The 26,529-nt window shown below is 63.7% G+C and carries 25 protein-coding genes; 13 read left to right on the top strand and 12 right to left on the bottom strand.

Annotated features, from left to right (window positions below):
- From BLT42_RS13925 to BLT42_RS13915, 3 genes are all read right to left on the bottom strand, one after another.
- On the bottom strand, nt 1–444 hold a 444-nt coding region (locus BLT42_RS13925), incomplete at its 3' end, for an endonuclease domain-containing protein (RefSeq protein ID WP_176780373.1).
- Nucleotides 444–2,024, bottom strand: a complete 1,581-nt coding sequence (locus BLT42_RS13920; protein ID WP_143024166.1) for a DUF6504 family protein — start codon at nt 2,022–2,024, stop codon at nt 444–446. The genes BLT42_RS13925 and BLT42_RS13920, both read right to left, overlap by 1 nt.
- Nucleotides 1,939–2,712, bottom strand: coding sequence for an ImuA family protein (locus BLT42_RS13915; RefSeq protein WP_091771774.1), 774 nt, complete (start codon nt 2,710–2,712; stop codon nt 1,939–1,941). Before BLT42_RS13915 ends, BLT42_RS13920 begins: the two co-directional genes overlap by 86 nt.
- A gap of 319 nt (nt 2,713–3,031) precedes the next feature.
- Between BLT42_RS13915 and BLT42_RS13910 the strand changes: the two genes are divergently transcribed.
- Nucleotides 3,032–3,730 (top strand): SOS response-associated peptidase, encoded by a 699-nt coding sequence (locus BLT42_RS13910; RefSeq protein WP_091771773.1) that lies wholly within the window; start codon nt 3,032–3,034, stop codon nt 3,728–3,730.
- A 57-nt stretch (nt 3,731–3,787) separates the two neighbouring features.
- On the opposite strand, the gene BLT42_RS13905 is transcribed toward BLT42_RS13910, so the two are convergent.
- Together BLT42_RS13905 and hppD are read right to left on the bottom strand one after the other, a co-directional pair.
- Nucleotides 3,788–4,321 carry a VOC family protein gene (locus BLT42_RS13905; protein WP_091771772.1) on the bottom strand — a complete coding sequence of 178 codons (534 nt, stop codon included), beginning with the start codon at nt 4,319–4,321 and terminating at the stop codon, nt 3,788–3,790.
- Nucleotides 4,322–4,332: 11 nt separating this feature from the next.
- Nucleotides 4,333–5,406, bottom strand: a complete 1,074-nt coding sequence (gene hppD / locus BLT42_RS13900) for a 4-hydroxyphenylpyruvate dioxygenase (RefSeq protein ID WP_091771771.1) — start codon at nt 5,404–5,406, stop codon at nt 4,333–4,335.
- Between the two features lie 113 nt (nt 5,407–5,519).
- On the opposite strand from hppD, the gene BLT42_RS13895 reads away from it, so the two are divergent.
- From BLT42_RS13895 to BLT42_RS13880, 4 genes are all read left to right on the top strand, one after another.
- A complete protein-coding gene (locus BLT42_RS13895) occupies nt 5,520–5,996 on the top strand; it encodes a MarR family winged helix-turn-helix transcriptional regulator (protein WP_091771770.1) in 477 nt (158 codons plus the stop codon).
- 164 nt (nt 5,997–6,160) lie between these two features.
- On the top strand, nt 6,161–7,297 hold the full coding sequence (locus tag BLT42_RS13890) for a PDC sensor domain-containing protein (protein ID WP_091771769.1): 1,137 nt from the start codon (nt 6,161–6,163) through the stop codon (nt 7,295–7,297).
- Between the two features lie 119 nt (nt 7,298–7,416).
- Nucleotides 7,417–9,246 carry a translational GTPase TypA gene (gene typA, locus BLT42_RS13885; RefSeq protein WP_091771768.1) on the top strand — a complete coding sequence of 610 codons (1,830 nt, stop codon included), beginning with the start codon at nt 7,417–7,419 and terminating at the stop codon, nt 9,244–9,246.
- Between the two features lie 178 nt (nt 9,247–9,424).
- On the top strand, nt 9,425–10,648 hold the full coding sequence (locus BLT42_RS13880) for a DUF5694 domain-containing protein (RefSeq protein WP_091771767.1): 1,224 nt from the start codon (nt 9,425–9,427) through the stop codon (nt 10,646–10,648).
- Nucleotides 10,649–10,719: 71 nt separating this feature from the next.
- Here BLT42_RS13880 and BLT42_RS13875 read toward each other — a convergent pair whose 3' ends face one another.
- Nucleotides 10,720–11,907: a DUF418 domain-containing protein gene (locus tag BLT42_RS13875; RefSeq protein WP_176780372.1), complete on the bottom strand. Its 1,188-nt coding sequence runs from the start codon at nt 11,905–11,907 to the stop codon at nt 10,720–10,722.
- Between the two features lie 413 nt (nt 11,908–12,320).
- On the opposite strand from BLT42_RS13875, the gene BLT42_RS13870 reads away from it, so the two are divergent.
- The 4 genes from BLT42_RS13870 (at nt 12,321) to BLT42_RS13855 (ending at nt 14,273) form a co-directional block, all read left to right on the top strand.
- Entirely contained in the window at nt 12,321–13,112 is a 792-nt protein-coding gene (locus BLT42_RS13870) for an SDR family NAD(P)-dependent oxidoreductase (RefSeq protein WP_233342513.1), read from the top strand.
- Between the two features lie 98 nt (nt 13,113–13,210).
- Nucleotides 13,211–13,453 carry a type II toxin-antitoxin system ParD family antitoxin gene (locus BLT42_RS13865; protein ID WP_091771765.1) on the top strand — a complete coding sequence of 81 codons (243 nt, stop codon included), beginning with the start codon at nt 13,211–13,213 and terminating at the stop codon, nt 13,451–13,453.
- Nucleotides 13,450–13,767 carry a type II toxin-antitoxin system RelE/ParE family toxin gene (locus BLT42_RS13860; RefSeq protein WP_091771764.1) on the top strand — a complete coding sequence of 106 codons (318 nt, stop codon included), beginning with the start codon at nt 13,450–13,452 and terminating at the stop codon, nt 13,765–13,767. The genes BLT42_RS13865 and BLT42_RS13860 overlap by 4 nt, the downstream gene beginning before the upstream one ends.
- Nucleotides 13,764–14,273, top strand: coding sequence for a DUF1697 domain-containing protein (locus tag BLT42_RS13855; RefSeq protein ID WP_091771763.1), 510 nt, complete (start codon nt 13,764–13,766; stop codon nt 14,271–14,273). Before BLT42_RS13860 ends, BLT42_RS13855 begins: the two co-directional genes overlap by 4 nt.
- Here the strand turns inward: BLT42_RS13855 and BLT42_RS13850 are convergent.
- Together BLT42_RS13850 and BLT42_RS13845 are read right to left on the bottom strand one after the other, a co-directional pair.
- Nucleotides 14,266–14,688, bottom strand: coding sequence for an SRPBCC family protein (locus tag BLT42_RS13850; RefSeq protein ID WP_091771762.1), 423 nt, complete (start codon nt 14,686–14,688; stop codon nt 14,266–14,268). The two genes, BLT42_RS13855 and BLT42_RS13850, sit on opposite strands and share 8 nt — an antisense overlap.
- On the bottom strand, nt 14,685–15,011 hold the full coding sequence (locus BLT42_RS13845) for an ArsR/SmtB family transcription factor (protein ID WP_091771761.1): 327 nt from the start codon (nt 15,009–15,011) through the stop codon (nt 14,685–14,687). The genes BLT42_RS13850 and BLT42_RS13845 overlap by 4 nt, the downstream gene beginning before the upstream one ends.
- A 155-nt stretch (nt 15,012–15,166) precedes the next feature.
- Here BLT42_RS13845 and BLT42_RS13840 point away from each other — a divergent pair, with 155 nt between their 5' ends.
- On the top strand, nt 15,167–16,915 hold the full coding sequence (locus BLT42_RS13840) for a pyridoxal phosphate-dependent decarboxylase family protein (RefSeq protein ID WP_091771760.1): 1,749 nt from the start codon (nt 15,167–15,169) through the stop codon (nt 16,913–16,915).
- Nucleotides 16,916–16,933: 18 nt separating this feature from the next.
- Here the strand turns inward: BLT42_RS13840 and feoB are convergent, their stop codons facing one another.
- The 3 genes from feoB to BLT42_RS13825 form a co-directional block, all read right to left on the bottom strand.
- The gene (gene feoB, locus BLT42_RS13835; RefSeq protein WP_091771759.1) at nt 16,934–18,775 is read right to left on the bottom strand and encodes a ferrous iron transport protein B; all 1,842 of its coding nucleotides are present in this window, start codon (nt 18,773–18,775) and stop codon (nt 16,934–16,936) included.
- Nucleotides 18,772–19,038 carry a FeoA family protein gene (locus BLT42_RS13830; protein WP_176780371.1) on the bottom strand — a complete coding sequence of 89 codons (267 nt, stop codon included), beginning with the start codon at nt 19,036–19,038 and terminating at the stop codon, nt 18,772–18,774. Before BLT42_RS13830 ends, feoB begins: the two co-directional genes overlap by 4 nt.
- Before the next feature lie 106 nt (nt 19,039–19,144).
- On the bottom strand, nt 19,145–19,483 hold the full coding sequence (locus BLT42_RS13825; RefSeq protein ID WP_143024164.1) for a hypothetical protein: 339 nt from the start codon (nt 19,481–19,483) through the stop codon (nt 19,145–19,147).
- Nucleotides 19,484–19,658: 175 nt separating this feature from the next.
- Between BLT42_RS13825 and BLT42_RS13820 the strand changes: the two genes are divergently transcribed.
- The 3 genes from BLT42_RS13820 to BLT42_RS13810 are packed head-to-tail and all read left to right on the top strand — an operon-like array spanning nt 19,659 to nt 23,010.
- A complete protein-coding gene (locus BLT42_RS13820; RefSeq protein WP_233342515.1) occupies nt 19,659–21,098 on the top strand; it encodes an efflux RND transporter periplasmic adaptor subunit in 1,440 nt (479 codons plus the stop codon).
- Nucleotides 21,095–21,775 carry an ABC transporter ATP-binding protein gene (locus BLT42_RS13815; protein WP_091771755.1) on the top strand — a complete coding sequence of 227 codons (681 nt, stop codon included), beginning with the start codon at nt 21,095–21,097 and terminating at the stop codon, nt 21,773–21,775. Before BLT42_RS13820 ends, BLT42_RS13815 begins: the two co-directional genes overlap by 4 nt.
- The gene (locus BLT42_RS13810) at nt 21,772–23,010 is read left to right on the top strand and encodes an ABC transporter permease (RefSeq protein WP_091771754.1); all 1,239 of its coding nucleotides are present in this window, start codon (nt 21,772–21,774) and stop codon (nt 23,008–23,010) included. The genes BLT42_RS13815 and BLT42_RS13810 overlap by 4 nt, the downstream gene beginning before the upstream one ends.
- Before the next feature lie 3 nt (nt 23,011–23,013).
- On the opposite strand, the gene BLT42_RS13805 is transcribed toward BLT42_RS13810, so the two are convergent.
- On the bottom strand, nt 23,014–26,430 hold the full coding sequence (locus BLT42_RS13805) for a PAS domain-containing protein (RefSeq protein ID WP_176780370.1): 3,417 nt from the start codon (nt 26,428–26,430) through the stop codon (nt 23,014–23,016).
- Nucleotides 26,431–26,529 lie beyond the last annotated feature (99 nt).

The following is a 26,529-nucleotide window of genomic DNA, read 5'->3' as shown; positions in this document are numbered from 1 at the left end:
GCTGTCCACGCAGTGGACTGTGGGGGTGTTCGGCGGTGAGGCCCCCTCCGGCCCGGATCTTGTCCGGTCCACCTCCCCCGCCTTGCGGGGGAGGATGGGGAGGTGCCGGGTAATGGTCGTGATCACTTGTTCGAGGCGCTCAGTGATATCGGCATCGGCAAGCCGGATCACGGTCCAGCCCTGCTGCATCAGCTGCATTGTCCGTTGCCGGCTGCGCTCGACCTTCTCCGGGCGGCGGCGCACGCCGCGATCAAGCTCGATGACAAGCTTGTGCTGCACGCAGGCGAAATCGACGATATGGCCAGCTATCGGGTGCTGACGTTTGAAGCGGTGGCCGGAAACCCTGCGCCCGCGTAGACGCTCCCAGAGAATGTTTCCGGCCAACGGCATCGTCTCCTGGCGGGGATGGGCGCGCCGGCGCGTCGTCAACTGGGTCATTTCCATCATGATGCTCCGTGGACAAACCATTGGGGGTTACGGGTTTCCGGGCCGTAGAGCCCGTCGCGATAGAGCCAGAAGCGGCGGCCCTCGATCGTTTCGATTCTGAAATAATCGCGCGTCTTCGGGCTGGCGCGGCTTTCAGGCCGCCACCATTCCGGGGCGAGACGTTCGGGCCCTTCGGCCTGGCGGACCTGGTGACGCGTGCGGCGCCAGACGAAGCTGCGTGGTGGGCCGTCGGGAATCTCCGCCACGGCCTCGGCCGGTTCCGGGCGAGCGAGGATGAGCAGGGGCCGTTCCGGTGGCGGCAGCAAGGCTTGCTGGCCGCCCGCCTCGCGCAGCATCAGGGCTGAACCGGACGGATTGGCTTCCGTGCTCCAGCCGGCGGCGCGTTCGGGGATATGGCTGTCGCGGCGGGCGGCGCGTTTGACGCGGGCCTCGCCCAGGCGGACGCTGAGACGGTCGGTCAGGCGGGCGAAATCCTCCGTGTCCAGTTGATCGTCACCGATCAGGCCCGATTGCCGGCCCGCCAGCGGGCCGGTGGCGGTGGCATTGAGTTCGATGACATCAATGCCAAAACCGATATCGATCTCGGCGCGGTCGAGTTTTTCATTGAACAGGCGGGCGATATGGGCCGCATCGCGGACCGGGGCGGCGGTGCCGATGATCAGGAGATGGATTTTGCCGTCGACGCGAAACAGATTGAGTTCGACCCGGCGCAGGCCGCGGCCCTCGCTCTCCAGATGGGCGCACAGCGTATCGGCCGTCTCGCGCACAGCCTGTTTGATGCCGTCCAGCAGGAGCAGGGCCTCGGCAAAACGCATCCGGGCGCGAAACGGGGTTTTCGGCTGTAGCGGGTTGAGGCTTTCGTCGTCCTGACCGCGCGCCTGGTCGAGGCGGCGCACCAGATCGGGGCCGAAACGCCGGGCCAGATTGGCGCGCGGCAGGCCGGCAATATCGCCGACGCGTTTGAGCCCGAAGCGGCGCAGGCGCGCGGCGGTATCGCCAATGCGCAAACCCTCGACCGGCAGGGCGTGCAGGCTGGCTGAAACATCATGGGCGATCAGCCAGCCGCTGGGCGAACGCCGTGCCGGAAAGCGCGCCAGACCCCAGGCGAGACCGATGGTCGGGGCGATGGCGCCATGGGCGCTCAGGCCCTGGCCGCGCACGGCCTGCAAGGCGGCCGTGATGAGGGCGTCCTCGCCGCCGAACAAATGGGCGCAGCCAGTGATATCCACCATCACGCCATCCTCCCCCGGCTCGCCGGGATCGGGCGCGGTCCAGGGTGACCAGCGGCCGCACCAGCGGGCAAAGGCACCGAGCAGGCGCCGGTCGGCATCGGGCGCGAAGGGGGCAATGCGCAGGCCCGGCTCCAGCGCCTTGGCATCGGCCAGGGCCTGGCCGCGCCGCAAGCCCAGCCGTGCCGCCTCATTATTGAGGGCATAGAGCCGCTCGCCACCGGTTGAGGTGTGAACCAGCGCGAAGGGGAGCTCGGGCGCATCAGACGGCGAGGCGGTCGAAGCGGGGCGTAGATTGCGCCGTTCGACGGGCCATCTTGGCAGGCTCAAGGACATGAAACGCCGCATTTTTCCACTCGATCTCAAAGTTTTTCGGCGGTCCGCCCCGGACCCGTTCGAGCACGGCGCAAAAGCGCGGCGCCCCCAATCCCGGCAGACCTGTCGCCCCGCGCCATGGCCGGTCCGGTGACGGCAGGGCGGATAATCGCCAGCGGGTCAGGGCCGCGCTGGGCTGGATGTCCTGATGGCCGCGCAAAACGAGCACGCGTGCCTTGGCGGCCTGGGCCGAACGGTGCAGGCGGCGCGAGGCGGTGAGGTCATAGCGGGCCGAGGCACCGATCTCGCCGATCATCAGCGCACCGGCATTGAGCCCTTCCTCCATCGCCCACAGCACGTCGCTCGCATCACGCGCCTCGACCAGCAGCACCCGTTCCGGCTCCAGCCCCCAACGGGCCATGGCGAGCGGATAGGGACGGCCGAAATCATGGGCGCGTTGGCCCGCCGGGCGCACCCAGATCACCGGACGCAGCTTGTCCTGTTCAGCCAGGCCATGGCCGAGCATACCGATCTGGAATGCCAGCGCGGCCGGCGTGTCGAGATAGCTCGCCGGGCAGACCTCATGCAGGCCCGCCCCAAGCACCAGCGCGTCCTGACCCGTCAGGACGGGGCCGGTCATGGGCGTTTCAATCGCCTGGATCTGGCGTCGCAGCTCCTCGAGCTGCGGCCGCCCTGTTCGGGCATGCGGCGCAGTTGGCATGTCATGGCCTCTGTTGAATGTTCCACTTATGTTCCGTTCCGCGGCGCGCAGAGTCAAGAGGGGAATCGGTGGGTGTCGCCGAAGGCGGCGGAGCTGGTGAGGATGACGGGCGCGGCGTTGGTCAGGGCAGCGGTTTATCCCCACCCTCCAGCGATTATCCCACGTCATCCTGACGACAGTCAGGACCTCGGCGTGGCAAGCGCGGAGCCCGGGTCTTGAGGCCCGCCCATATTCCCGAGTAACGCCAGGCAGCTCTGCCGTGGCGGGTTTTGTGTTGGCCGGGCTGCAATTCCCCCGAACTCGCGCTAACCTCCCTGCCATGTGTGGACGCTACGCCATCGGCAAGCTGCAATGGTGGATCCTGCAGGAGACGTTCAAGCTCCAGCAGGCGGCGACCAATCTCGAGCCGCGCTGGAATGTCGCCCCGACCCAGATTGCACCGATCATCCGCCAGCGTACCGATGAGGAAATCGGAAATGAAATGGCGATGGCGCGCTGGGGTCTGGTGCCGCATTTCTGGCACAAGCCGCTGAGCGAGATGAAATACTCCACCTTCAACGCCAAGGCCGAAACCGCCGCCGACCTGCCCAGTTTCCGCCATGCCTTCCGCCGCCATCACTGCATCGTGCCGGCGGTCGGGTTCTATGAATGGACGGGTGAGAAGGGTGCCAAACAGCCCTGGTTTATCGGGATGAAGGACACGGACTGGTTCGGCATGGCCGGGCTGTGGGACCGGACCGAGATCGAGGGCACGGTGATCGACAGTTTCACCATCCTCACCATCCCGGCCAATGATGCCATGCAGCGCCTGCACCACCGCATGCCGGTGATGTTGCGGCCGGAGGATTGCCAGCCCTGGCTGGAGCCCCAAACCGCCGATATCGAGCTCATCCTCAAGGGCGCGCCGTCCGAGGTGATCACCATCCATGCGGCCAATAAATCGGTCGGCAATGTCCGCAGCGAGGGCGAATGGCTGACCGAGCCGGGTGACGGGGTGCAGCGGGGCGGACTGATCTGAGGCGGACAAAAAAATGCCCCGGCATTGCGGCCGGGGCGGGGAGGAAATCTTAGAAACCTAGTCCTGCTCGTGCAGCCAGGCGGCGTGTTTGGGCGCGCGCTTGGTACGGCTCCATTCCTCGATCATCGCCGGGGCGACCTCGTGGAGCTGTTTCATCTGGGCCTCGGTGGCGGTATTGGCGACCAGTTCGAGGCGATGGCCATTGGGGTCGAAGAAATAGATCGATTTGAAAATGCCGTGATTGACCGGGCCGAGAACGTCGAGGCCTTCGGCTTCGATATGGGCCTTGGCCGCTTCCAGCGCGTCCATGTTTTCAACTTCAAAGGCGATATGCTGGACCCATTGCGGGGTCTGCTCGTCGCGGCCCATTTCCGGTGAATTGGGTAGTTCGAAAAAGGCCAGGACATTGCCCATGCCGGCATCCATGAAGATGTGCATGTAGGGATCGGGCGCCTTGGTCGACGGCACCTGGTCCTCGGCGATGGCCAGCACGAAATCCATATTGAGGACGCGCTGGTAGAATTCCATCGTCTCTTTGGCGTCCTTGCAGCGATAGGCAACGTGGTGGATGCGCTTGAGATTGACGGTCATGAGAGTGCCTCCTAGGCGCTGATCGCGCCGCGGGCCAGCTGGTCGGCCTCGATGGATTTGAACAGGGCTTCGAAATTGCCTTCGCCGAAGCCTTCATCCTGCTTGCGCTGGATGAATTCGAAAAAGACCGGACCGATCGCCTTTTCCGAGAAGATCTGCAGCAGCAGGCGCGGCTCGCCGCCTTCGGTCGTGCCGTCGAGCAGGATGCCGCGCTGGCGCAGTTCGTCGGCCGGCTCGCCATGGCCCGGCAGGCGTTCGTCGAGCATGTCGTAATAGGTCGATGGCGGGGCGGGCATGAATTTCACGCCGGCCTTTTTCAGGCGGTCCCAGCATTCGATCAGATTATCGCAGGAAAAGGCGATGTGCTGGATGCCTTCGCCCTTGTACTCACGCAGATATTCCTCGATCTGGCCGACTTTCTCGCCCTTTTCCTCATTCAGCGGGATGCGGATCAGACCGTCCGGCGCCGTCAGGGCGCGCGAGACGAGGCCGGTATATTCGCCCTTGATGTCGAAATAACGGATCTCGCGGAAATTGAAGAGCGTTTCGTAGTAATTCGCCCAGTAATCCATCCGGCCCTTGTAAACATTATGGGTCAGGTGATCGATCACGTTGAAACCGCAGCCGGCCGGGTGACGGTCGACGCCTTCGAGATAATCGAAATCGACATCATAGATGGATTTGCCGTCCTCGAAGCGGTCGATCAGATAGACCGAGGCGCCGCCAATACCCTTGATCGCGGCCAGTTTCAGTTCGCTGAATCCGGTCTTCATATCGATCGGCTCGGCGCCCTTGGAGACGGCCAGCTTGTAGGCTTCGCCGGCATTGCGGACGCGGAAGCCCATGCCACAGGCCGAAGGGCCATGCTCGGCCGCATAATAGGCGGCCGGTGAATTGGGCTCGTAATTGATGATCATATTGATGCCGCCCTGGCGCCAGAGCGTGACATCCTTGGTGCGGTGATTGGCGATGTGGGTGAAGCCCATCGAGAGGAAGACCGGTTCCAGTATCCCTTTTTCGGGCGCCGTGAATTCGACGAATTCGAAGCCGCAAAGCCCCATAGGATTTTCGAACAGATCGGCCATGCATCATCTCCCGGAATCGTGGTGGTTCGGCATGGAAACCATGCCCATCTTGCCGCTGGAGTATCATTCCGGTCGCGCTTGCGTCAAGTTGTGAAAACAACTAATTTATCGACATGAAGACTTCCAACACACCCGTTGCCACCCGGCGCGTGATCGAGCTGGGCAGCTATTGGCCCTATCAGCTGACCGTGCTGGCCGACCGGATTTCACGCCACACGGCAGGAATCGTGAAGCAATATGGCCAGCTCAACCTGTCGCAATGGCGGGTCATGGCGGCCATTGCCGAACAGCCGGGCCGTACCGCGGCCGAAGTTGTCACCATCACGCCGATGGACAAGGGCATCGTCAGCCGTGCGACCAAGGCCCTACTCGTCGCAGGTCTGGTCCGGCGTGAAGCCTCGACGGGCGATGGCCGCGTCAGTCACCTGTTTCTCACCGGTCCCGGTGAGACCCTGTACCAGGCGTTGATGCCGCGGGTGGAAGCGGTCTCCCGGGAGATACATGCCGCGCTGAGCCCCGATGAACAAAGGCGGTTCGGCGCGCTTCTGGGCCGGCTCGTCTCGACCATGTCTGATCCGTCCGGGTCCTGACCTCCGGTCGGGCCGGACCTGTCGCGAGCCTGGCCGGACCTGTCGCGACCCCGGGACGCGTCACGCGTGCATATCTGATACATTGACCTTGGACATTGAATCGGCTTCACGAGCGCTTGGCTCGTGTGCGGAGAATGACTTTGGCGTCCAGGAAATTGGCAATCTTGATCGGGCAGATATGTGTCTCGATTCTGTTGGCCGGCCTGACCGGCCTGGCCGGATGCCGAATCCTGGACCAGCGCCTCGAAGCCGCGCAGGCCGAACATCTCAATGCCTATATCCGGGTGCGCGCCGGTCGCGAGCAGCAGATGTTCGAGGATGCCCGTCGGCTGAACCGGGCGGCGGAGGAAACCTTCCGGCGTCGCCTGGCCGTCTTGCAGGACGTGCCGGTGGACGCCGAATTCGACCGGCTCTTTCCGGTGATGCCCGACGGCACCCGTCGCAGCGCTCCGGGCCTGTATGACGGGACGACGCTGTCGACGGGCGATTATGTTTTCGGTATCGGCGCCTTCCTGGCCGATGGCGCGATGATGACGGACACCGAGAAACGCCGCTATCTGGCCGGTTTTCACACCGTGCGCGCCGTGGGCGAGGCCTATCTGGGCCGCTTTTCCAATCTGTACTATTTCACACCCGATCGTCGCATGGTGATGTTTGCGCCCGAGCGTGAGGACCGGCTGGTCTTCTATCGCAGCGAGGCGCCGGCCGATTTTGATCTGCGCGGCGATGAAGATGCCGCCCTGTTCGATTTGCGCAGCAATCCCAATAGCGAGATGCGCTGCACGGCGCTGTCCCGCTTTGTGTATGCCGATGGTGGTGACCGGGCCGCGAGCGCCTGCCGTCAGCCGGTGCGCGACGGTGATGAATTGCTCGGAGCGTTCGGCAGCTCGATCTCGATGACCGAAACGCTCGCCACGGCGCTGGAAATGCCGCCAAGCCATGGCGTGAACATGTTGTTCGACCATGCCGGCAATATCATTTCGCGTGGGCCGCCACCGGCGGCGCGTGCAGGCCGGGAGCAGGCGCGCGCTGTGCTGGCACCGGAAGACATCATGACCATGCTTCGGCTCGACCCGCGTCCGTTCGGCGTGTTCGTCGTCCCCGATGGCGGCTGGATGATTGCCTTCAGCCGCATCGAAGGCCCGTCCTGGTATTTCGTTTCAGTGGTTGATCTGGCCCCGATCCGGCAAACCTCGCGTTCCTGGGCGCAGATTCTCGCCCTGCTGGTTCTGGCCGCCATGCTTGGCGCCCTCGCAACGGGCGCGATTCTGGGCCGCGAAAAGGTGAAGCCGGTGGCGTGAAAGACGCCTCTATACGGTGCCCGGACCGGCCCCTGCATTAATAATACGGAATAATCACTGGTCATGCCGGATAGGGCAGCGTATTAGGGCGCGCCTTTTCACCAAGCAGGATTACACTCATGAGCGCGTCCCTCGACAAGCTGCGCAATATCGCCATCGTCGCGCACGTCGATCACGGCAAGACGACCCTCGTTGACCAGCTGCTCAAGCAGTCGGGCACTTTGGGCGACCGCGCCAATACATCCGAACGCATGATGGACTCCAACGATCTGGAGCGAGAACGCGGCATTACCATTCTGGCCAAGAACACGGCCGTCACCTGGGGCGATTGGTCGATCAATATCGTCGATACCCCCGGACACGCCGATTTCGGTGGTGAGGTCGAACGCGTCCTCTCCATGGTCGATTGCGTGCTTTTGCTCGTCGACGCGGTTGACGGTCCTATGCCGCAGACCAGCTTCGTCACCAAGAAAGCCCTGGCACGCGGCCTCAAGCCGATCGTCGTGATCAACAAGGCCGACCGTCCGTCTGCGCGCCCTGACTGGGTGCTGGACCAGACCTTCGATTTGTTCGACCGCCTCGGCGCCACCGAAGAGCAACTCGACTTCCCGGTTGTCTACGCCTCGGCCCTGCAGGGCTGGGCGGCGAGCAATCCCGGCGAGATCGGCACCGATATGGAGCCGCTCTTCAAGATGATCACCGAATACACGCCCGAGCCTCCGGTCGACCGTGACGGTCCGCTACAGCTTCAGGTCTCGGCGCTGGATTATTCCAGCTTCACCGGCGTTATCGGCATTGGCCGCATCGCCCGCGGCACGATCCGCAAGAACCAGCCGGTCACTGTCGCCAAGGCTGACGGCTCGCTGCAGAAGGGCAAGATCCTTCAACTTTACGGGTTTCATGGCCTCGAGCGCGTCGAGATTGATGCCGCCCAGGCTGGCGACATCATTACCTTCACCGGTATCGACAAGCTGAAAATCTCCGACACGGTCTGCGATCCGGACACTGTCGAGGGCCTGCCGCTGCTCTCCGTCGACGAGCCGACCCTGTCGATGACCTTCCAGGTCAATGACAGCCCGTTTGCCGGCCGCGAAGGCAAATTCGTGACCAGCCGTAATATCAAGGAACGCCTTGATCGCGAGCTGATCCACAATGTCGCCCTGCGTGTCGAGCAGATGGCCGATGCCGACAAGTTCAACGTCATGGGGCGGGGTGAGCTTCACCTCTCCATCCTGATCGAGACCATGCGCCGCGAGGGCTTCGAGCTCGCCGTCGGCCGGCCGCGCGTTGTGCTCAAGGAAATCGACGGCGTCACCTGCGAGCCTTACGAGGCTCTGACCATCGACATGGAAGAAGCCCACCAGGGCGGGGTGATGGAAAAGCTCGGCCAGCGCCGCGCCGATCTGAAAAACATGGTGCCGGACGGGCATGGCCGGGTGCGCCTGGATTATGTCATCCCGACCCGTGGCCTGATCGGTTTCCGTTCCGAATTTCTGACGGCGACATCGGGCACAGGCCTTCTGTTCCACACGTTTGACCATTACGCCCCGCGTACCGAGGGCCGATTCGGCCAGCGGCATAACGGTGCCATGGTCTCGATGGTGGATGGCAAGGTTGCCGGCTTCTCGCTGTTCAACCTGCAGGACCGCGGCAAGCTTTTCCTCGGTCACGCAGCCGATATTTATGAAGGCCAGGTCATTGGCGTGAATGCCCGCGATGACGACATGGTCGTCAATCCGACCAAGGGCAAGAAACTGACCAATATGCGCGCTTCGGGCACGGACGAGAATATCGTCCTGACGCCGCCGATCCGTGTGACGCTCGAATTCGCGCTGGAATTCATCGATGATGACGAGCTGGTCGAAGTGACGCCGCAATCCATCCGTATCCGCAAGATCTTCCTCAAGGAATTCGAGCGCAAGCGGGCCCGCACGGCCGCGGGTGGCTAGAATTTCCCGGAGTGGGTGACATTCGCCTGCTACGATGACGACTACCCGGACTGCAGACGGCATGGCTCCCATCGGGGCCATGCCGTTTTGCTGTAGGTCGATGCGATGTCAAAGAGCGGGTCGACGGGCATGACCGGGCGCGATATTGACGGGCAAACCGGTCAAACAGGGGAGCCCCATGAAAACCATCTCGATGCCCATTCCGGCCCTGGCCGCAGCTCTGGGACTGGCGCTCGCCGCCTGCAGCCCGCAACCGGCAGACCCCGCTGCGACGACGGCCGGCGCAGCGACCAACGCTGCGACCGACACTGCCAGCACCGCTGACACCGTCACCGCGCCGCGTCTTGCCGGATCGCCGGTCTTCGAGCGGACCGGCGCCGCGCCCCTGATCGACTTCGCCGGTGTCCAGGCCGTGCTGGGCGGCGAGCCGACCCGTGTGCTGGTGCTCGGCACCGCCCATCTCAACCAATTGCCCGAGGCGGCCCTCAGCCCCGACCATCTTGCGCTGCTCCTTGACCGGCTCGCGGCCTACCGCCCCGACATTATCGCGGTCGAGTCGGTTGGCGGGCGCGGCTGCGATACGCTGCGCCGCCATGCGGCCCTCTATCCGGGTGTGGCCGATGATTACTGCACCGATCCGGCCACCGCGCTCGAGCGCCTCGGCATGACCCAGCCGGAAGCGGCGCTGGCGGTTGAAACCGAGTTCCCGGCCCTGACCGAAAACCCTTCCGCGACGCAGCGGCGTCGTCTGGCTACGCTGTTTTTTGGCGCTGGCGAGCCGTGGTCGGCGGCGCTGCAATGGTCAAGGCTCGACCCGGCCGACCGGATTGCCGATGAGGTCGTCAGCCCGGCCCTGCGCGATCGGCTGAACCGGTTTCTGACCTCGCGCAACGAGAATAGTCTTATCGGCCTGGCCCTCGGCAATCAGCTTGGCCTGGAGCGGCTCGCGGCGATGGATGATCATACGGCTGATATCGTCCGGATGAGAGCACCGGGCGCTCTGGGGCCGGTCATCCAGGGCGTCTGGGCGGCGGAGCATCCGCTCGATGCCCGGATGGATGCGGCACAACAAGCCTATCTTGGCTCAGCCGCCGGCGTGCTTGAGGGCTATCGCTTCCTGAATAGTGAAGCCTATCAGCGTTTTGTCATTGAGGGTGATTTCGGACTCGCCGCCGCCACGCCCGATGAAGATGCCGTCGCCCGGCAATATCTCGCCTGGTGGCAAGTCCGCGGCTTGCGCATGGCGGCCAATGTGGTCGAAGCCGCCGGCAACCAGCCCGGTGCCCGCGTCCTGGTCATCGTCGGGGCCTCCCACAAGGCCTATTTCGACGCCTATCTCGACCAGATGCATGATTTCGAACTGGTCAGCGTGGAGCAGGTGCTGGCGGATCCGGTGGAATAGCGGCTGGCGGGACAGGGGGGGCTGTCCCGCCAACCGGTTCTGATGTCTGGCCGATGCCGTGATGACAGGCGCTAGCTTCGTTCGCGCAGCATGGGTTGCAACCGGCCATAGCTCAGTGAGCGCCAGGCCCATTCGAAGGGGCCGAAGCGGAAGCGGCTGAGCCAGAGCGGCGACCAGATCAATTGCAGCGCCCAGACCAGCAGGACCAGCTTGGCCTGGTCGACCCGCTCCACCGTGCCGAACAGGCCCAGACCGGGCGCGCCGACGAAGATGAAGGTCATGATCAGGGTCTGGGTCAGATAATTGGTGAAGGCCATGCGGCCGGTGGCGGCAAACACCTGCACCAGCCAGCTGACCCAGCCGGACTTGCAGATCAGCATGATGCCGGCGGCATAGCCGAGTGCCGCCAGAAGACTGCCGACATAATTGCTCAACCCTGTCTGCCAGGCGGTATCCAGGGCGAAGCCACTCGCCAGGGCATGCTCGGAGCTCCAGGCCGACAGGGCGAGCCCGAAGAACAGGCTGGGTACGCCGATGGCGAAATAGGTCGGCGATTTCAGACGGGCCGACAGGAAGCCGTTCTTGAACAGCGCCATGCCGATCAGCATCACGCCGAGTATGCGTCCGCCAAACACCAGCAGGCTGGCAAACTGGGCCCCCGCTGCGGTCAGCGCATTATCGGGCAATTGCGTCAGGTAACCGGCCTGGTTGGCCGCCACCGACGCGGCGACGATCTCTTCCGACACGCCCAATATCATCGGGTCGAAGCCTTTCATCGCCAGCACGGCGTGAAACAGGCCGATGACCAGGACACCGGTCAGGGTGATGAGGGCGAGGCCCCAGATGATCAGCTTGCCGGTCGACCAGAACCGCGCCTTGACCGCGAGCATGCCGAACAGGGCATAGGGCACGAGAATATCGCCATACCAGAGCAGGTAGGCATGCAGCATGCCGATCGCGAACAGCCACCACATCCGCCGGTAATGCAGGCGGGTATCGGTGCTCTCCCCGACCATCAACATGATCCCGGCGCCAAACAGGGCCGAAAAGATCGTGATGAACTTCATCGAAAAGAACGTATGTCCGATCGCCCAGACCCCGGCGTTCAAACCGGACATGTCCATATGCGCTACCGGGTAGTCATAGGCGCCGGGCACCATGGCAAAGGCCTGGACATTCATCATCAAAATGCCCAGCACGGCGACCCCGCGCAGCGCATCAATGCCGATCAGACGCTCGGTCGTCGGCGCGGCGCTCATTGCGCGCCCGCCGGATTGTCGATTGAAGTCCGTGGCAACAGCATGTCGAATTCCCCCAAAAACTGCCGGCCATTGTGTTGACCGGAGGCCGCCTTGGCAATGGCAGCGGGCCGTTTGAGGTCGCCTGACTCCTGGTCGCTCCCGCGCCGGAGCCGAGGGTTTTGCCGTCCAGCTCCGCTGGTTCCAATTTGGTGGTTCTGGGTTCCCGGTCTCCGCCCCGCATGCGCGGGGCATCCGTCAGGAATGACGGGGAAGGGTTTTGATGGGTGTGAATGAAACCCGCCGCAATCTCTTCCCATACCCATATCCCGACTGGACGCTTCCCACCCTTCACGCTAATCCATTAGCGACAAACCCATTCTTCCAATTCGCGCCGCAATCTCTCCCGCCGCGCCCAATCAGCGAGACCGATCATGAGCATGGATAACCTCTTCTCTCTCAAAGGCCGTGTGGCTCTTATCACGGGCGGTTCGCGCGGCATTGGCGCGATGATTGCCGAGGGTTATCTGCGGGCGGGTGCCAAGGTCTATATCTCGGCGCGCAAGGCGGGGCCCTGCCTCGAGGCGGCCAGGGAGCTGTCGCAATATGGCGAGTGCATCGCCATTCCCGGCGATGTCTCCTCCGTCGAGGGTTGCCGCGAACTGGCGGCGCAATTCCTCAAGCAGGAGAGCAAGCTCGACATTCTGGTCAATAATGCCGGTGCCGCCTGGGGCGCGCCTTTCGCCGAATTCCCGGAGAATGGCTGGGACAAGGTGATGGACGTCAATGTGAAGGGGCCCTTCTTCCTGACCCAGGCTCTGTTCGGCGCCCTCAAGGCGGCGGGTTCGAAGGAGCAGCCGTCCAAGGTGATCAATATCGGCTCGGTCGACGGCATTTCCGTCAACATGCTCGAGACTTATTCCTACGCCGCCAGCAAGGCCGGCATCATCCATCTCACCAAGCGCATGGCGCTGGAACTGGTGCGCGATAATATCGTCATGACGGCGATTGCGCCCGGCGCCTTTGCCTCGGAAATGAACAAGGTCGCGCGCGATCATGCCGATCTGGTCTCCCAGGCGGTGCCATCGGGCCGCGTCGGCACGATTGAAGACATGGCCGGCACGGCGATCTTCCTCGCCTCGCGCGCTGGCGATTATGTCGTCGGCACCACAGTGGTCTGCGATGGCGGCATCGCCTCCACGCGCGGCGGACCCATCGCGGGCTGATTGATGGGGGCAGGGTCCGGCATTCTGGAAGCCGGAGCTTGTCCCCACTCGGCTCGCTCATTCTTGCCAAATTTTGTCATGCGCTTTATCGTGCATTCATGAGCACGATGAACATCTCCCTGCCCGGGCCATTGAAAGCCTTCGTTGACGATCAGATCGCTGAGCGGGGCTATGGCACAGTGAGCGAGTATGTCCGTGAACTGATCCGCAAGGATCAGGACCGCCAGCAGGTGCGGGCCTTGCTGCTCGAGGGCGCCAGGTCTGGCCCTGGTCCTGTGGTGGATGCGGCTTATCTTGAAGGATTGCGAGCGCGGGCGCGACGCGGTGATCGCGCCGGGTGAGCCGGCCACTTGTCCAGCAAAAGGCTGCAGACGCCGATCTTCTGGCGGCGGTGGATTATTACGTTCTTGAAGCTGGAGAGCCGGTGGCCTTGCGCTTCGTCGAGGCTTTCGGAGCTGCGTGCAACCATATTGCAGAATGGCCCGAAACCGGCTCAAGCCGATTTGGTGCCGATCTGGGTTTGCCGGGGCTGCGTCATTGGCGGATCGAGGGCTTTCCCTATGCGGTTTTCTATATCGCTCACGCCGACCAGATCGACATCTGGCGCGTCCTCCATCTTGGCTCCGATATCCCAGCCTGGATGATTGACCCATGACCGCCTTCATCGCCCTGCTGCGCGCCGTCAATGTTGGCGGCAGCGGAAAATTGCCGATGGGGGAGCTGGCCGCGATGTGCGAGGCGCTCGGCCATGGCCAGGTGAAGACCTGGATCGCCTCGGGCAATGTTGTCTTCACCAGCGATCAGGATGGGGAGGCGGTGAAGGCTGGTCTCGAGGCGGCGCTGCTCGCCTGGGCCGGCAAGCCGGTCGCGGTGATGGTGCGCACGGCCGACGAGATGCGCGCGGTGCTCGCGGCCAGTCCCTTCACTGACCAGCCGGGCAATCGCAGCGTCGCGATCTTCCTGGATGGCGCGCCCGGCGAGCTGGACGGGCTCAGGAACCGGGCCGATGAAGAGATCCGACCCGGCGTCCGCGAGATCTATGTCCATTATCCGGGCGGAATGGGGCAGTCGAAACTGGTCATCCCGGCGGCAAAGGCCGGCACCGCGCGCAATATGAATACCGTCGCCAATCTGGTGGAGATGGCCGGGGCGATCAGCTGACGACCCGGCGCAGGCGGGAGAAGTGCTCGTCCCAGCCGGCATCATGATTGGCGGCCATGGCGAAGGCGCCTTCGCCGACCTTCTCCCAGCCGGTATGTTCAAGCGTCAGCACGGTGCCGCCCTCGGCCTCGGTCAGGGTCCAGCTGCACAGGGTTTCAACGCCCTTGAGATGGTCATGCGTGAACGTGTGGACCAGCCGGTGCGGCGGATCGAACTCGATCACCTGGCCCCAGCACATCTTCGTGCCTTCCTTGCCGAGCGTATTGGTCAACAGGCTGTATTCGCCCTTCGCGACCAGGTCGGCGCCGCCGCGATGGAACCATTCGGCCAGCCGGTCGGCCTGCGTCAGGAATTTCCAGACATGGGCGGCGGGGGCTTTAAGGAAGAGGGTCTTGGTGATTTTGAGCGGGGTCATGTGTCTTTCTCCACGGCGGATTTGAGGGCGGCGAGACGGTCGTCCCAGAAGCGGTCGAACCAGGCGAGCCAGTCGGTTGCGGCTTTCAGGGCCGCCGGATTGAGTTGATTGATCCGCTCGCGCCCGGCCTGGCTGACATGGATGAGATCGGCTGATTTGAGCACGGCGAGATGCTTGGCCACGGCCGGACGCGTCATCTCGAAACGCGCGGCAATATCGCCAACGGGCAAATCCCTGTCGGCCAGCAGCATGATGATGGCGCGCCGCGTCGGATCGGCGAGGGCACGGAAGACGGGCTGGGTCTGGTCGGTGGTCAGCGGCATAATGTGGAACCTTTCGGTTTCGCTTATAGGAAACCTTTCGGTGTCATGTCAAGCGCCGCGCGTCGTGCAACACGCTGCGCCCCTATGACGCAGAGACAGGGCTTGATGTTTGTCAAGCCAGGCCATTGATAGGGCGATCTGTTCCGGAGCGTGTCATGTCTGATAATCCTGAAGCCCGTTTTGCCAGTGACGCCTATTTTCTCGGCCCCAAATCCGAGAATGCAGCCTGGGTGCGCGGCGAGTTCCAGGCCATTCTCGATCACTGGTTTGACTGGCGCCGCTCGCTCTTTACCGATGATCCCGAAGCGATCTCTCCCGAGCGCCGGCTGTCGACTGAATTCCTGCGCGAGCGCGAACGGCTCGGCCAGGCGGTGCGGATCCTGCGTGAGAAATTGTGCGCCGAAGTGCCGACCTTCACGCCGCGCTATGTCGGTCACATGGTTTCGGAGGTTTCACTGCCGGCCCTGCTCGGGCATTTCGCCACCCTGCTGCACAATCCCAATAATACCTCGCGCGATGTGGCGCGGGTCGGCGGTGTGATCGAGGATGAAGCCATCGCCATGCTGGCCGGCATGGTCGGTTATGATCCGGCCCTGGCCCAGGGACATTTCACCGGCGGCGGCACCGTCGCCAATTTCGAGGCGGTCTGGCGGGCGCGCTACCGGATGGATCATTGTCTCTCGCTCGCCCTGCAGGGCTATGAGAGCCGCGGCGAGCGTTTTGATGCGTTCGAGGCGGCGCATATCGGCTGGGATGCTTTCGAGGCGCAGCGCGCCGAGAGCGGTGCGATCGAGGCCGAATTGCGGGGCTGTAGCGGGGTGCTGGGCAATCCGTTCGACTATGGCGAACGCCTGACCCGCGCCACCGGACGGCCCTGGCGCGGTCCGGTCCTGATCACGCCGGGCAACAAGCATTTTTCCTGGCGCAAGGCGGCCAATGTCTTCGGCCTTGGCGAGGAGGCGTTCTGGAATGCGCCGCTCGATGCGCAAGGCCGGTTCGACCTGGGCGGGCTGGACGCATTGATCGCCCGGGCGCGCGATGAGGGCCGCCCGGTCCTGGCCATCGTCTCGGTGGCGGGCACGACCGAGGCCGGCGAGATCGATCCGGTTGATGGTGTGTGTGACCGGCTCGATGCCCTGCGCGCCGAGGGGATTGATATCTGGCATCATGTCGATGCCGCCTATGGCGGGTTTTTCTGCTCCATGCTGGGCGGCGCGGCGGAGCATTGTCTCGAGCCCGGCCGGGTGCGGGCTCTGGGGGCGATTGCGCGCGCCGACTCGGTGACGCTCGACCCGCACAAGCTGGGCTATGTGCCCTATGCCTGCGGTGCCTTCCTGACCCGTGATGTCCGCGGCTATGTCGCTTCATCCTTCCAGGCACCCTATATCGACCGCGCTGCGACGAATGATAAATGGGCCTGCACGCTGGAGGGCTCGCGTACCGCATCCGGCGCTGCGGCGACCTGGCTGACCGGGCGCTCGATCGGTTTCGGACCCGGGCGTTTCGGCGACATGCTGCGCAGCACGATCGAGACGCGGATGGCGTTTCAATCCGCCATTGCCGCGGCGATCCCGGACGCCCGCTTCCTGCCGGCGGACAGCAATATCCTCTGTTTCTCGCTGGCGCGGCCGGGCGAGGCGCTGTCACAGTCCAATCAGCGCACCGGCGAGGTCTTCACGCGGCTGCAGGGTGATCCGGCCTTCTCGGTGTCGCGCACCGTGATGTCGGCGCAAAGCTATGACGCACTGATGCAGGCGCATGTGGCGTCCTGGGACGGCGAGTATGACAGCGATCAGCTGGTGTTGCTGCGCTGTGTCTTCATGAATCCGTTCTGGAGCAATCCCGATGTCGAGCGGGCCTTGCTGCCCGCCTTCATCGAGACGTTGCAGACGCATCTGGGCTGAAGGCGAGCGCCTGGCGCCCTAGAGCCCGACCCAGCTCGCAATGTGGAAAGTCGCGCCGGCGGCGATATAGGCGAGCGTCATCAGATAGGCGAACATGAAGCCGGTCCAGGCCCAGGAATTGGTCTCGCGCCGCGCCGTTGCCAGGGTGGCGAAGCATTGCGGGGCAAAGACATACCAGGCGAGGAAGGCGAGCGCGGTCGGTAGCGACCAGGCACCCTGCAGCGCCGCGGCGAGGCCTTCGACATTCTCTTCGCCGCCCTGGATGGCATAGACCGTGCCCAGAGCCCCGACGGCTACTTCGCGCGCGGCCATGCCGGGCACGAGGGCAATGGCGATCTCGAGATTGAAGCCGATCGGGGCGAGGAGTTTCTCCAGCACCGAGCCGATCATGCCGGCATAGCTCTCGCGCAGGCTCGTGGCCGAGGCGGGATAGCTGGCAAGGAACCACAGGATGATCGAGGTCGTCAGGATGATCGTGCCGGCGCGCTTGAGGAAGGCCGAGACATGGCCCCAGAGCGAGAGCAGGAAATCGCGCGGATTGGGCAGTTTATAGGTCGGCAATTCCATGATCAGGACCTGGTTGGATCCCTTGGTCACGGTGCGTTTGAGGATGAAGGCCACGGTCACGGCGCTGACGACGCCGGTGAGATAGAGGCCGAACATCACGATGCCCTGAAGGTTGAACACGCCCACCGTATCGGGCGGGATGAAGGCCCCGATGATCAGGGTGTAGACCGGCAGGCGCGCCGAGCAGGTCATCAGCGGCGCCACCATGATCGTGGTCAGCCGGTCGCGCTCATTGTCGATCGTGCGCGCCGACATGATGCCGGGAATGGCGCAGGCAAAACTCGACAGGAGCGGGATGAAGGCGCGGCCATTGAGGCCGACGCGCAGCATCAGCTCGTCCATCAGCACGGCGGCGCGGGCCATATAGCCGGAGGCTTCCAGTGCCAGGATGAACAGGAAAAGAATGACGATCTGCGGCAGGAAGACCACGACACTGCCGACCCCGGCGATAATGCCGTCGACAATGAGGTCGTGGAACCAGCCCGCCGGCAGCCATTGCCCGGCCAGCTGTCCCAGCCCGGCCGCGCCGGCTTCGAGCGCGTCCATGAAGGGGCCGGACCAGGAATAAACCGCCTGGAACATGAAGAAGAGCAGAGCCGCGAGAATGATTGGTCCGGCGACGGGATGCAGCACGAACTGGTCGATCTGTCGGGTCAGCCGGTTCATCACCGGCTCGAACAGGATCGCCTTGTCAGCAATGCCGCGGGCTTCGCGTTGCATGGCGCTCAGATCGGTATCGATGGTGCAGACCGTGCTGTCAGCGGCGCTGCGCGCCTGCCAGCCGGCAGTCTCCCGATCGATGCAGGCGAGCAGGTCAGCACGGCCGGTGGCGCGGGTGGCCCGTGAAGTGACAACGGGGACGCCGAGCTCGGTCTGCAGGCGTTCGACATCGATCTTGAGCCCGTCGCGTTCGGCCAGGTCGATCATGTTGAGCACGACAATCATCGGTCGGCCAATCGCGCGCATCTGCAGCACGGTGTGCAAATGGGTGCGAAGATGGGCCGCATCGATCAGCACCAGCATGCCGTCCGGCGGCGCTTCGCCATCGCGGCCATTGCAGAGCAGGTCGATGGCAATGCGTTCATCGGTTGAGCGCGCCTTGAGACCGTAAATGCCGGGCAGATCGATCAGGTCGATCCCGGCCCCGCCAGGGGTCTGCAACTGGCCGGTACGGGTTTCCACCGTAACACCGGAATAATTGGCAACCTTGGCGCGGCCACCCGTGAGCCCGTTGAACAGGGTGGATTTGCCGGAATTCGGGGCGCCGACCAGCGCGATACGCAACCGGCTCATTCCTGTGCATCCACCTGAATGGCGCGCGCTTCATCGCTGCGCAGGGCGATCAGGGTGCGGTTGAGGCGGAAGCACAAGGGTTGGGCGCCCAGCGGCCCGCGATGCATCAATTCCACTTCGTCAGATTCGGCAAATCCGATTTCGCGCAGTTTGATGACCAGATCTTCGCAGCCGGAACTGAATCCCGTCACACGGCAAATCCGGCCTTTTTCCAGTTGGTCGAGCGTCACGTCTGGCCCTGTCGCAGCAGCTTGCGTTTGCAAGTCGTTATCATTTCGCCAGTTTACACATATGCCTGTAAACCGGCCATGTCACCCCGCAGCTGGCGCGACAAACTGACCGGGAACAGGCCTGCCGCACCCTGGCGCCTCAACCGGCCAGGAGCAACTTGCCGGCCCGCACGAGGTTCAGGATCACGCCGAGATTGATCAACAGGCCCAGCGTTGTCAGGCCGGCGCCGAGGCCGGCCACGAGGGTGAGGAGCAGGGCCCGTCCCGGTATCATCAGCAAGGTCGCTGCGCGCTGCGTCATACTCCAGCGCGGTCGTATGAAGCGTTCGAACAAGTCCCCGAAACCATTGCGCCAGAGCACAGCGGTCAGCAGGATCCAGGCTGCGATACCGATCACGGGCGCGACCGCCAGCAGCCCTGCTATGTCCGGCAATTCAAGTAATTCCTGGAAATCCACAATCCGGCCCCTCGGTATCATCTCAACTAGATAGCCTTCACCGGGTCATCACGCTACACCGCAACGAGATGTTGTTCATGAGACGGAATTCGGGCGCTGCCGCGTTGAGGCAGTAGACCCCAGTCAGCGCGGCGCGTGCACGCGCCCAGGCCAAGAGGCAGGCATGTTGGAAAATAGACGTTGGATTTTGGCCCTTGTGGCTGTTGCGGCACTGGCCCTGGCGGGTTGGTGGTTCCTCGGGCGCGCTGATGGCAGTGTCGGCTCTGTCCAGATCGAGACTGCGGCCACGACGACCGGTGAGGTCCGAAGCATCGTCGCGGCCTCCGGTGCCGTACGGGCGCTGGTGACCGTCGAGGTTGGCTCGCAGCTCTCCGGCCAACTCGCCGAAGTCCTGGTCGATTTCAATGATGAGGTTGAGGAAGGCCAGGTCATCGCCCGGCTCGATCCGCAGACTTATGAGACACGGGTCCGCGAAGCCGAGGCCTCGCGCGCCACGGCGCTCGCAAGCCTGGCGCTGCAGCGCGCCACGCTGACCCGGGTGCGCGCCAATACCGGGACCGCCCAGCTCAATTTTGACCGCACCGAAACCCTGAGCGAACGCGGCAATGCCTCCGCCGCCGCGCTCGACAATGCCCGCGCCGCGCTTGATGCCGCACTGGCAGATGTCAGCGTCGCCCAGGCCCAGATTGCCAATGCGGAAGCCGTGCTGCGTCAGCGCGACGCGACGCTGGAAGGCGCGCTCATTGATCTGGAGCGCACCACGATCCGCTCACCGATCAATGGCATTGTTGTCGATCGCGCCGTCGACGAAGGTCAGACCGTCGCCGCCAGCCTGTCGGCACCGGTCCTGTTCACCATCGCGCAGGATCTCCGACAGGTGCAGATCGATGCCCAGGTCGATGAGGCCGATATCGGCCAGATCGCCGAAGGCCAGCCGGTGAGTTTCACCGTTGATGCCTATCCCGACATGCAATTGACCGGTCTGGTCGATCAGATCCGCCTGTCGCCGACCGCGTTGAACAATGTCGTCACCTATACGGTGGTGGTCACCGCGGCCAATCCTGGCCAGCGTCTGCTGCCGGGTATGACGGCCAATATGGATATCGTCACCGGCGAGCGCGACGGTGTGTTGCGCGTCTCCAATTCTGCACTGCGCTTTCGTCCATCGCCCGTCCTGGAGGGCCGCACGCGGCCCGTCGAAGCCGCGCCAGCTGGTGGTCCGCGCCGGGGCGGTGAGGGCGGCGGCCGCCGCAATCCCGTCGACCGCCTGACCGAGCAGCTCGATCTGACGCCTGACCAGGCTGAAAGCGCCGGCACGGTCTTCCGCAGCGCATTCGGCCGCGCCCAGGGTGCCGCGCAGGCGGGTGGCGGTATTGATCGCGACGCCTTGCAGGCCGAGATTGATCGCGGTCTGCAAGCCGTGCTGACACCGGAACAGATGCAGCGTTACCGGGCCATGGCACGCGAGGCGGCCAATACCCGCTCCGCCACTGTCTGGGTTCAGGAGGCCGACGGCATGCTGGTCGAGCGGCGCGTGCGGCTTGGAATCTCCGACAGCCAGAATACCGAAGTCGTGGCCGGCGATCTCGCCGAGGGCGATCTGGCGGTTACGCGTGCCCGCGAGGTGCGTGAATGACGGCGCTGATCGAATGCCGGAATCTGGTGAAGACCTATTCCATGGGCGATATGACGATCCGTGCTCTCGATGGCGTCTCCCTGGCCATCGAAGCGGGTGAATATGTCGCCATCATGGGCAGTTCCGGTTCGGGCAAATCGACCCTGATGAATCTGCTCGGCGCCCTCGACCGGCCGACCTCCGGCCTGCTGCGGGTCGCCGGCGAGGATCTCGGCACGCTGGGGCCGGAAGCCGTGGCCCGGTTCCGCAATCGAACGATCGGCTTTGTCTTCCAGCAATTCAATCTTCTGCCGCGGACCTCGGCGGCGGAGAATGTTGCCCTGCCGCTGGTCTATGGCGGTGTGGCCCATGCCGAACGTCGCGAGCGCGCGCTGGCGCGTCTGGAGCAGCTCGGCCTCGGTGAGCGCACCGATCACCATCCGTCGCAATTATCCGGTGGCCAGCAACAGCGTGTCGCCATCGCCCGCGCCCTGGTCAATGACCCTCAAATCCTGCTTGCGGACGAACCGACCGGCGCACTCGACAGCAAGACGTCCGAGGACATCATGGCGATCTTTGACCAGCTCAATCGTGAGGGCATTACCATCATCCTGGTGACCCACGAGCAGGAAGTCGCCGATCACGCCCGCCGCCAGATCGTGTTTCGCGATGGCCGGGTGCTGGAGGACCGCACATGAATTTGCTCGCCTCGATACGCGTGGCCCTGACGGCCCTGCGGATCAATGCCCTGCGCAGCTCGCTCGCCATGCTCGGCGTGATCATCGGTGTCGCCTCGGTGATCGTGCTGGTCTCGATCAGTGAAGGCACCAAACAGGCCGTTGAAGCGCAGATCGCCAGTTTCGGCGCCAATCTCCTGATCGTGCGTCCCGGCGCCTCGATCTTCGGCGGCCGGCGCGGTGCCGGAGGCACGGGCACGCCGGTGACGGATGCCGATGCCGAGGCCATCCGGGACCAGGTCAGTGGCATTGATGGCGTTTCCGGTGAGGTCAATGCCATGGGTCTGAGCGTGGTGTTTGGCGGCGTCAACTGGTCGACGCGGATCACCGGCGTCAATCCGTCCTTTTTCGGCATTCGCGACTGGACGATCGAGGAAGGCCGGGCCTTCTCGGTGGAAGAGGAGCAGTCGGCCCGTCGCCTTGCGGTCGTCGGCCAGACCATTATCGATGAGGTCTTCGACGGCGCGAGCCCGGTTGGCCAGTCCCTGCGCATTGGCGGACAGCAATTTGAGGTGATCGGTACGGTCGCGGCAAAGGGCGAGACATCTTTTGGCTCAGACCAGGACGACATTGTCTTCGCACCGCTCTCAACCGTGCGCCAGCGTTTTGGTGCCAGTGAGACGCCGACGGTGAGGGACCCGGTCCAGACCATCTATGTTGCGGTTGGTGACGGGGAAAATACCGACCGCATTATCGCCGATATCCAGGACCTGTTGCGGATCCGGCGCGATATCCAGCCGGGCGCCGACGATGATTTCAGCGTCGCCAGCCTGGCCGAATTCATCCGTGCCCGCAATGAGACCGAAAGCCAGCTCGGCCTGCTTCTGGCGGTGGGTGCCGGCATTGTGCTGCTGGTTGGCGGCATCGGGATCATGAATATCATGCTGGTTTCGGTGACCGAACGCACGCGCGAGATCGGCCTGCGGCTCGCGGTTGGCGCCCGCGCCAGCGATATCCGCAATCAATTCCTGATCGAGAGTATCGTCCTGTGCGTTACGGGCGGGCTGGTCGGCCTGGTTGTCGGTGTTGGCGGCACGATTGCCTATGCCAATGTCGGTGAGCTCGAAATATCGGTCAATCCGGGCATTGTCGCGGTCGCGATCGGGGCGTCGGCCTTTGTCGGTGTGTTCTTCGGCCTCTACCCGGCCCATCGCGCCGCCCGCCTCAACCCGATCGAGGCGCTGCGCTTCGAATAAGGGTCAGGCGGTCCCGTTGCCGTCGGACGGGTAGTGGATTGGTATCGAGAAGCAGAATCTCGAGCCTTGTCCTTCTGCGGACTCCACCCAGATCCGGCCATCATGCCGCTCGACGGCCTGCCGCACGATGGCGAGACCGATTCCGGTGCCGCTATACGCCTCGCGGGAGTGCAGGCGCTGGAAGGGGGCAAAAATCTTCTCGAAGAATTTCGGGTCGATGCCGATACCATTATCCGTGACCGAGACGGTCCATGCCTCGCGGTCGCAATGCGCCCGGATCTCGATGTGTGGCGCCTCGGCGCCGCGATATTTGATCGCATTGCTGACCAGGTTCTGCAGCACCTGCCGCATCAGCAACGGGTCAGCCCGGATGGTCGGCAGGGCGGCGATTTCGAGTTGCGCGCCGGACTCCGATATTGCGGCGTCGAGCTGATCGACCACGTCGGCCATGAGGGCGTCCAGGTCGACCGGCTGAAGTCTGAGCGATTGGCTCGACATGCGCGAATAGCTCAGCAAATCGTCGATCAGGCGCTGCATGCGCTGGGCGGCATCGACGAGATAGTCAAGGCTGCGCGTTCCGTCTTCATCGAGCTGGCCGGTATAGCGGCGCCGGATCAGGCCGGCGAAGGCCGCGACCTTGCGCAGCGGTTCCTGCAGGTCGTGGCTGGCGACAGTGGCAAAGCGGTCAAGCTCGGCATTGGTGCGCTCAAGCTGGGCATAGGCCGCCCGCAGCGGTGTGACGTCGGTGATGACGGCATAGCTGTGCAGCGGATTTCCGTCCTGATCGCGTTCCAGGAAAGAGGAGAGCAGCACGTCCAGCTTGGTGCCGTCCTTGCGGATGAAGCGATAGGGAATGTCGGTATTGCGCCCGCTCTGGAATAGTTCCGGCAATGAGGTTTCAACGGCGCGCTGACCGGATTCGGGGTCGAGGAAATCAGTCGACTTGCGCCCGATAACCTCGTCACGGCTATAGCCGAGGTGGGACAGCCAGTAGTCACTGACCTCACGGATCGTCCCGCTGGCGTCGATCGTGTGCATCATGGCCGGTGTGGCGCGATAGGTCGCCTCGAAGCGCTCGCGTTCTTCCAGCAGGGCATGATTGAGCCGCTTCTGGGTATCGATATTCCAGATCACGCCACTGATATTGCGCACGCGCCCGGTATCGTCGGCCTCCACGATCCGTCCGGTTACCTGGTACCAGATCCAGCGGCCTTCACTGTCCCGCATTCGATAATCAATCACGGCGACCGTTTCGGTGCCGCGGAACAGCGCGGTCGTGACCTTGGTGACCCTCTCCAGATCATCCGGATGGACCCTGTCGAGCCAGGCTTGCGTCGCGACGCGCGTCTCTGCGCCGCTGTTAAACAACTCCTCGGCGATATTGCCGCGCAACCAAAGTTCCGCCGCCTCGACGTCGATGCGGAAAATCCCGAGTGCTGTCGCCTGGATCGCGTCAGTCAATTGCTGCTCACGCTCTTCCAGGCGTTGCTTCGTCTCCAGCCGTTCCGTGACATCGGAGAGAAAGCCGGTCGCGATCAGCGGCCTGCCCTGCGGATCGCGACCGCTGACGCGGCCGCGGCTGTGGATATGGATCCAGCCGGCCATCTGGGAGTGGAATCGGACGGTGTAATCCACCGTACCCGCCTCGCCTGAATCGAGCTTCATGAAGGATGCCTCGGCGATGGGGCGGTCGTCGGGATGGATACGCGATACCAGCTCGTCGCGGGCAATGCGGGCGTCCCGAGGCGGCAGGCCGATCATTTCGCTGATCACGGCCGTGACGTCGGATATCCGGGTTTTCAGATTGATCCGCCAGGCGCCCTCATTCGTCGCGGCCAGGGCGTCACGAAACTGGAGATCGCGACGTTCCAGCTCGGTCTGAAGGCGTTTTTCCTCGGTGATGTCGGAATGCGTGCCCGCAGCCCGGAGCGGCCTGCCATTCTCATCCCACTCGATCACACGGCCACGGCTGCGGACCCAGACGATTTCGCCGTCATCATTGGTCATCCGGTACTCAACCGTGTTGATTTCAGCCGGCCCATTGCCGGTCATGGGGGCCTGCTTCAGATTCGCCAGGCGTTCGGCACCGCGATGGCTGTCCGCGAACAGGCGTGATGCCAGCCAGTCCTTGATCGGCAATTCCTCATTGGGCGCGCCGATTTTCAGCAGGTCGACAAGGAAACCCGAAATGCGGACGGTTTCGCGCTGCAGATCGGCGCTCCAAACCCCGTCTCTCACCGACGCCATCGCCTCGCGGACCATCTGCTCATTCCGGGTGAGACGTTCGGCCATTGCTTTCTGTTCGGTGATGTCGATCAGCACGCCGGAGATGATCGGGTGTTGCTTGTCCTTCCTGATCCGTTGACCGCTGGCCCGCAGCCAGACCCATTCCCCGGACCGGATGTCGCGAAGCCTGTATTCGATGTCGAGTGAGTCGGTCTCGCCCCTCAGCAGCCGCATGGTTTCGGTATTGACGGCGTCGCGCTCGTCGGGGTGAACCTGGTCGAGCCAGATGTCCCGTTCGATCAATTCCGGCTTGTCGGGCACGCCCAGCATGTCACGGATCGGGCCGATGGCGACGGCGCCGGGGACTGCCGGATCAATTTCCCAGATTCCGGCCGAGCCGGCGGCGATCGCGTTTTCCAATTGTTGTTCGCGTTCGGCGAGCTTGACTTCCAGTGCCCGGCGCTCGGTCACATCGGCGATAATGCCGGAAATGCGCAGCGGCGTTCCGTCACTGGCAAACTCGCTGACCCGGCCGCGGGTCTGAAGCCAGCGCCAGGCGCCGTCGGCGCGACGAGCCCGATGGACCGTGTCCAGGCCGGTCGTCGGCTGTTTGCGCAACCGGTCGATGGCCTCGAGAAATTCGTCACGGTCGTCTTCGTGCAGGGCTTCAGTCCATCGGGCCAGGCTGATGGTCGCATCGGCGGACTTGATGCCGAGAAATTCATTGATGAAACCGCGGGTCGATCCGAGCCCGGAGACCACATTGAGGGAGAAGGTGCCCTCATTCGCGGACGACAGGGCGACACGCAGCTGGAGGTCGCTGGCCTCCAGCCTGGCCTGCAGCGACAGTTCCGCGGTCACATCGCGGATGATGCAAATGAAACCATCCCGTTCGCCCGTCGAGGAAATGATCGCGCTGGCGGTGGTCTCGCCGTCGAAGATACGGCCGGATTTTGCCCGGTAGCGTGCGGTATAAGACCGGCTGATCTCAGCTGCATGCCGATGGAAATGCGTCTCGCCGAGCTGATCGAAATCGCGCGGATCGGCGTAGAGGGTTTGCGATGATGTGCCGACCAGCTCCGCCTCGCCATGGCCAAACAACCGTTCGGCAGCCGGGTTCAGGCCGGTCACCTCGCGCGCGTTATTCGTCACGACAACGGCGTTGGGAGAGCTGCGATACAGTGTTCGGAGCATGTCCTTCGAGTCAGTCATACGTCCCGTTTCTGTTCCGGTTCCGGCGATCAGGCCGGCACCGCGCGGCGCAGAGCTTGCCTCAGTCAGTGGATAGCTCCA

Source organism: Maricaulis salignorans (assembly GCF_900103475.1).
In the GTDB taxonomy this organism is placed as follows: Bacteria; Pseudomonadota; Alphaproteobacteria; order Caulobacterales; family Maricaulaceae; genus Maricaulis; species Maricaulis salignorans.
This window is presented reverse-complemented; position numbering and strand designations above follow the sequence as displayed.

What these genes read in the sequence shown, in the direction of transcription:
- BLT42_RS13895 (WP_091771770.1), top strand. Translation starts at nt 5,520, where the DNA reads ATGAAGACTTCCAACACACCCGTTGCCACCCGGCGCGTGATCGAGCTG.
- BLT42_RS13825 (WP_143024164.1), bottom strand. Translation starts at nt 19,483, where the DNA reads ATGATACCGAGGGGCCGGATTGTGGATTTCCAGGAATTACTTGAATTG.
- BLT42_RS13865 (WP_091771765.1), top strand. Translation starts at nt 13,211, where the DNA reads ATGAGCACGATGAACATCTCCCTGCCCGGGCCATTGAAAGCCTTCGTT.
- BLT42_RS13855 (WP_091771763.1), top strand. Translation starts at nt 13,764, where the DNA reads ATGACCGCCTTCATCGCCCTGCTGCGCGCCGTCAATGTTGGCGGCAGC.
- BLT42_RS13815 (WP_091771755.1), top strand. Translation starts at nt 21,095, where the DNA reads ATGACGGCGCTGATCGAATGCCGGAATCTGGTGAAGACCTATTCCATG.
- BLT42_RS13905 (WP_091771772.1), bottom strand. Translation starts at nt 4,321, where the DNA reads ATGACCGTCAATCTCAAGCGCATCCACCACGTTGCCTATCGCTGCAAG.
- BLT42_RS13880 (WP_091771767.1), top strand. Translation starts at nt 9,425, where the DNA reads ATGAAAACCATCTCGATGCCCATTCCGGCCCTGGCCGCAGCTCTGGGA.
- BLT42_RS13920 (WP_143024166.1), bottom strand. Translation starts at nt 2,024, where the DNA reads ATGCGGCGTTTCATGTCCTTGAGCCTGCCAAGATGGCCCGTCGAACGG.
- BLT42_RS13870 (WP_233342513.1), top strand. Translation starts at nt 12,321, where the DNA reads ATGAGCATGGATAACCTCTTCTCTCTCAAAGGCCGTGTGGCTCTTATC.
- hppD (WP_091771771.1), bottom strand. Translation starts at nt 5,406, where the DNA reads ATGGCCGATCTGTTCGAAAATCCTATGGGGCTTTGCGGCTTCGAATTC.
- feoB (WP_091771759.1), bottom strand. Translation starts at nt 18,775, where the DNA reads ATGAGCCGGTTGCGTATCGCGCTGGTCGGCGCCCCGAATTCCGGCAAA.
- BLT42_RS13850 (WP_091771762.1), bottom strand. Translation starts at nt 14,688, where the DNA reads ATGACCCCGCTCAAAATCACCAAGACCCTCTTCCTTAAAGCCCCCGCC.
- typA (WP_091771768.1), top strand. Translation starts at nt 7,417, where the DNA reads ATGAGCGCGTCCCTCGACAAGCTGCGCAATATCGCCATCGTCGCGCAC.
- BLT42_RS13805 (WP_176780370.1), bottom strand. Translation starts at nt 26,430, where the DNA reads ATGCTCCGAACACTGTATCGCAGCTCTCCCAACGCCGTTGTCGTGACG.
- BLT42_RS13875 (WP_176780372.1), bottom strand. Translation starts at nt 11,907, where the DNA reads ATGAGCGCCGCGCCGACGACCGAGCGTCTGATCGGCATTGATGCGCTG.
- BLT42_RS13915 (WP_091771774.1), bottom strand. Translation starts at nt 2,712, where the DNA reads ATGCCAACTGCGCCGCATGCCCGAACAGGGCGGCCGCAGCTCGAGGAG.
- BLT42_RS13910 (WP_091771773.1), top strand. Translation starts at nt 3,032, where the DNA reads ATGTGTGGACGCTACGCCATCGGCAAGCTGCAATGGTGGATCCTGCAG.
- BLT42_RS13810 (WP_091771754.1), top strand. Translation starts at nt 21,772, where the DNA reads ATGAATTTGCTCGCCTCGATACGCGTGGCCCTGACGGCCCTGCGGATC.
- BLT42_RS13840 (WP_091771760.1), top strand. Translation starts at nt 15,167, where the DNA reads ATGTCTGATAATCCTGAAGCCCGTTTTGCCAGTGACGCCTATTTTCTC.
- BLT42_RS13845 (WP_091771761.1), bottom strand. Translation starts at nt 15,011, where the DNA reads ATGCCGCTGACCACCGACCAGACCCAGCCCGTCTTCCGTGCCCTCGCC.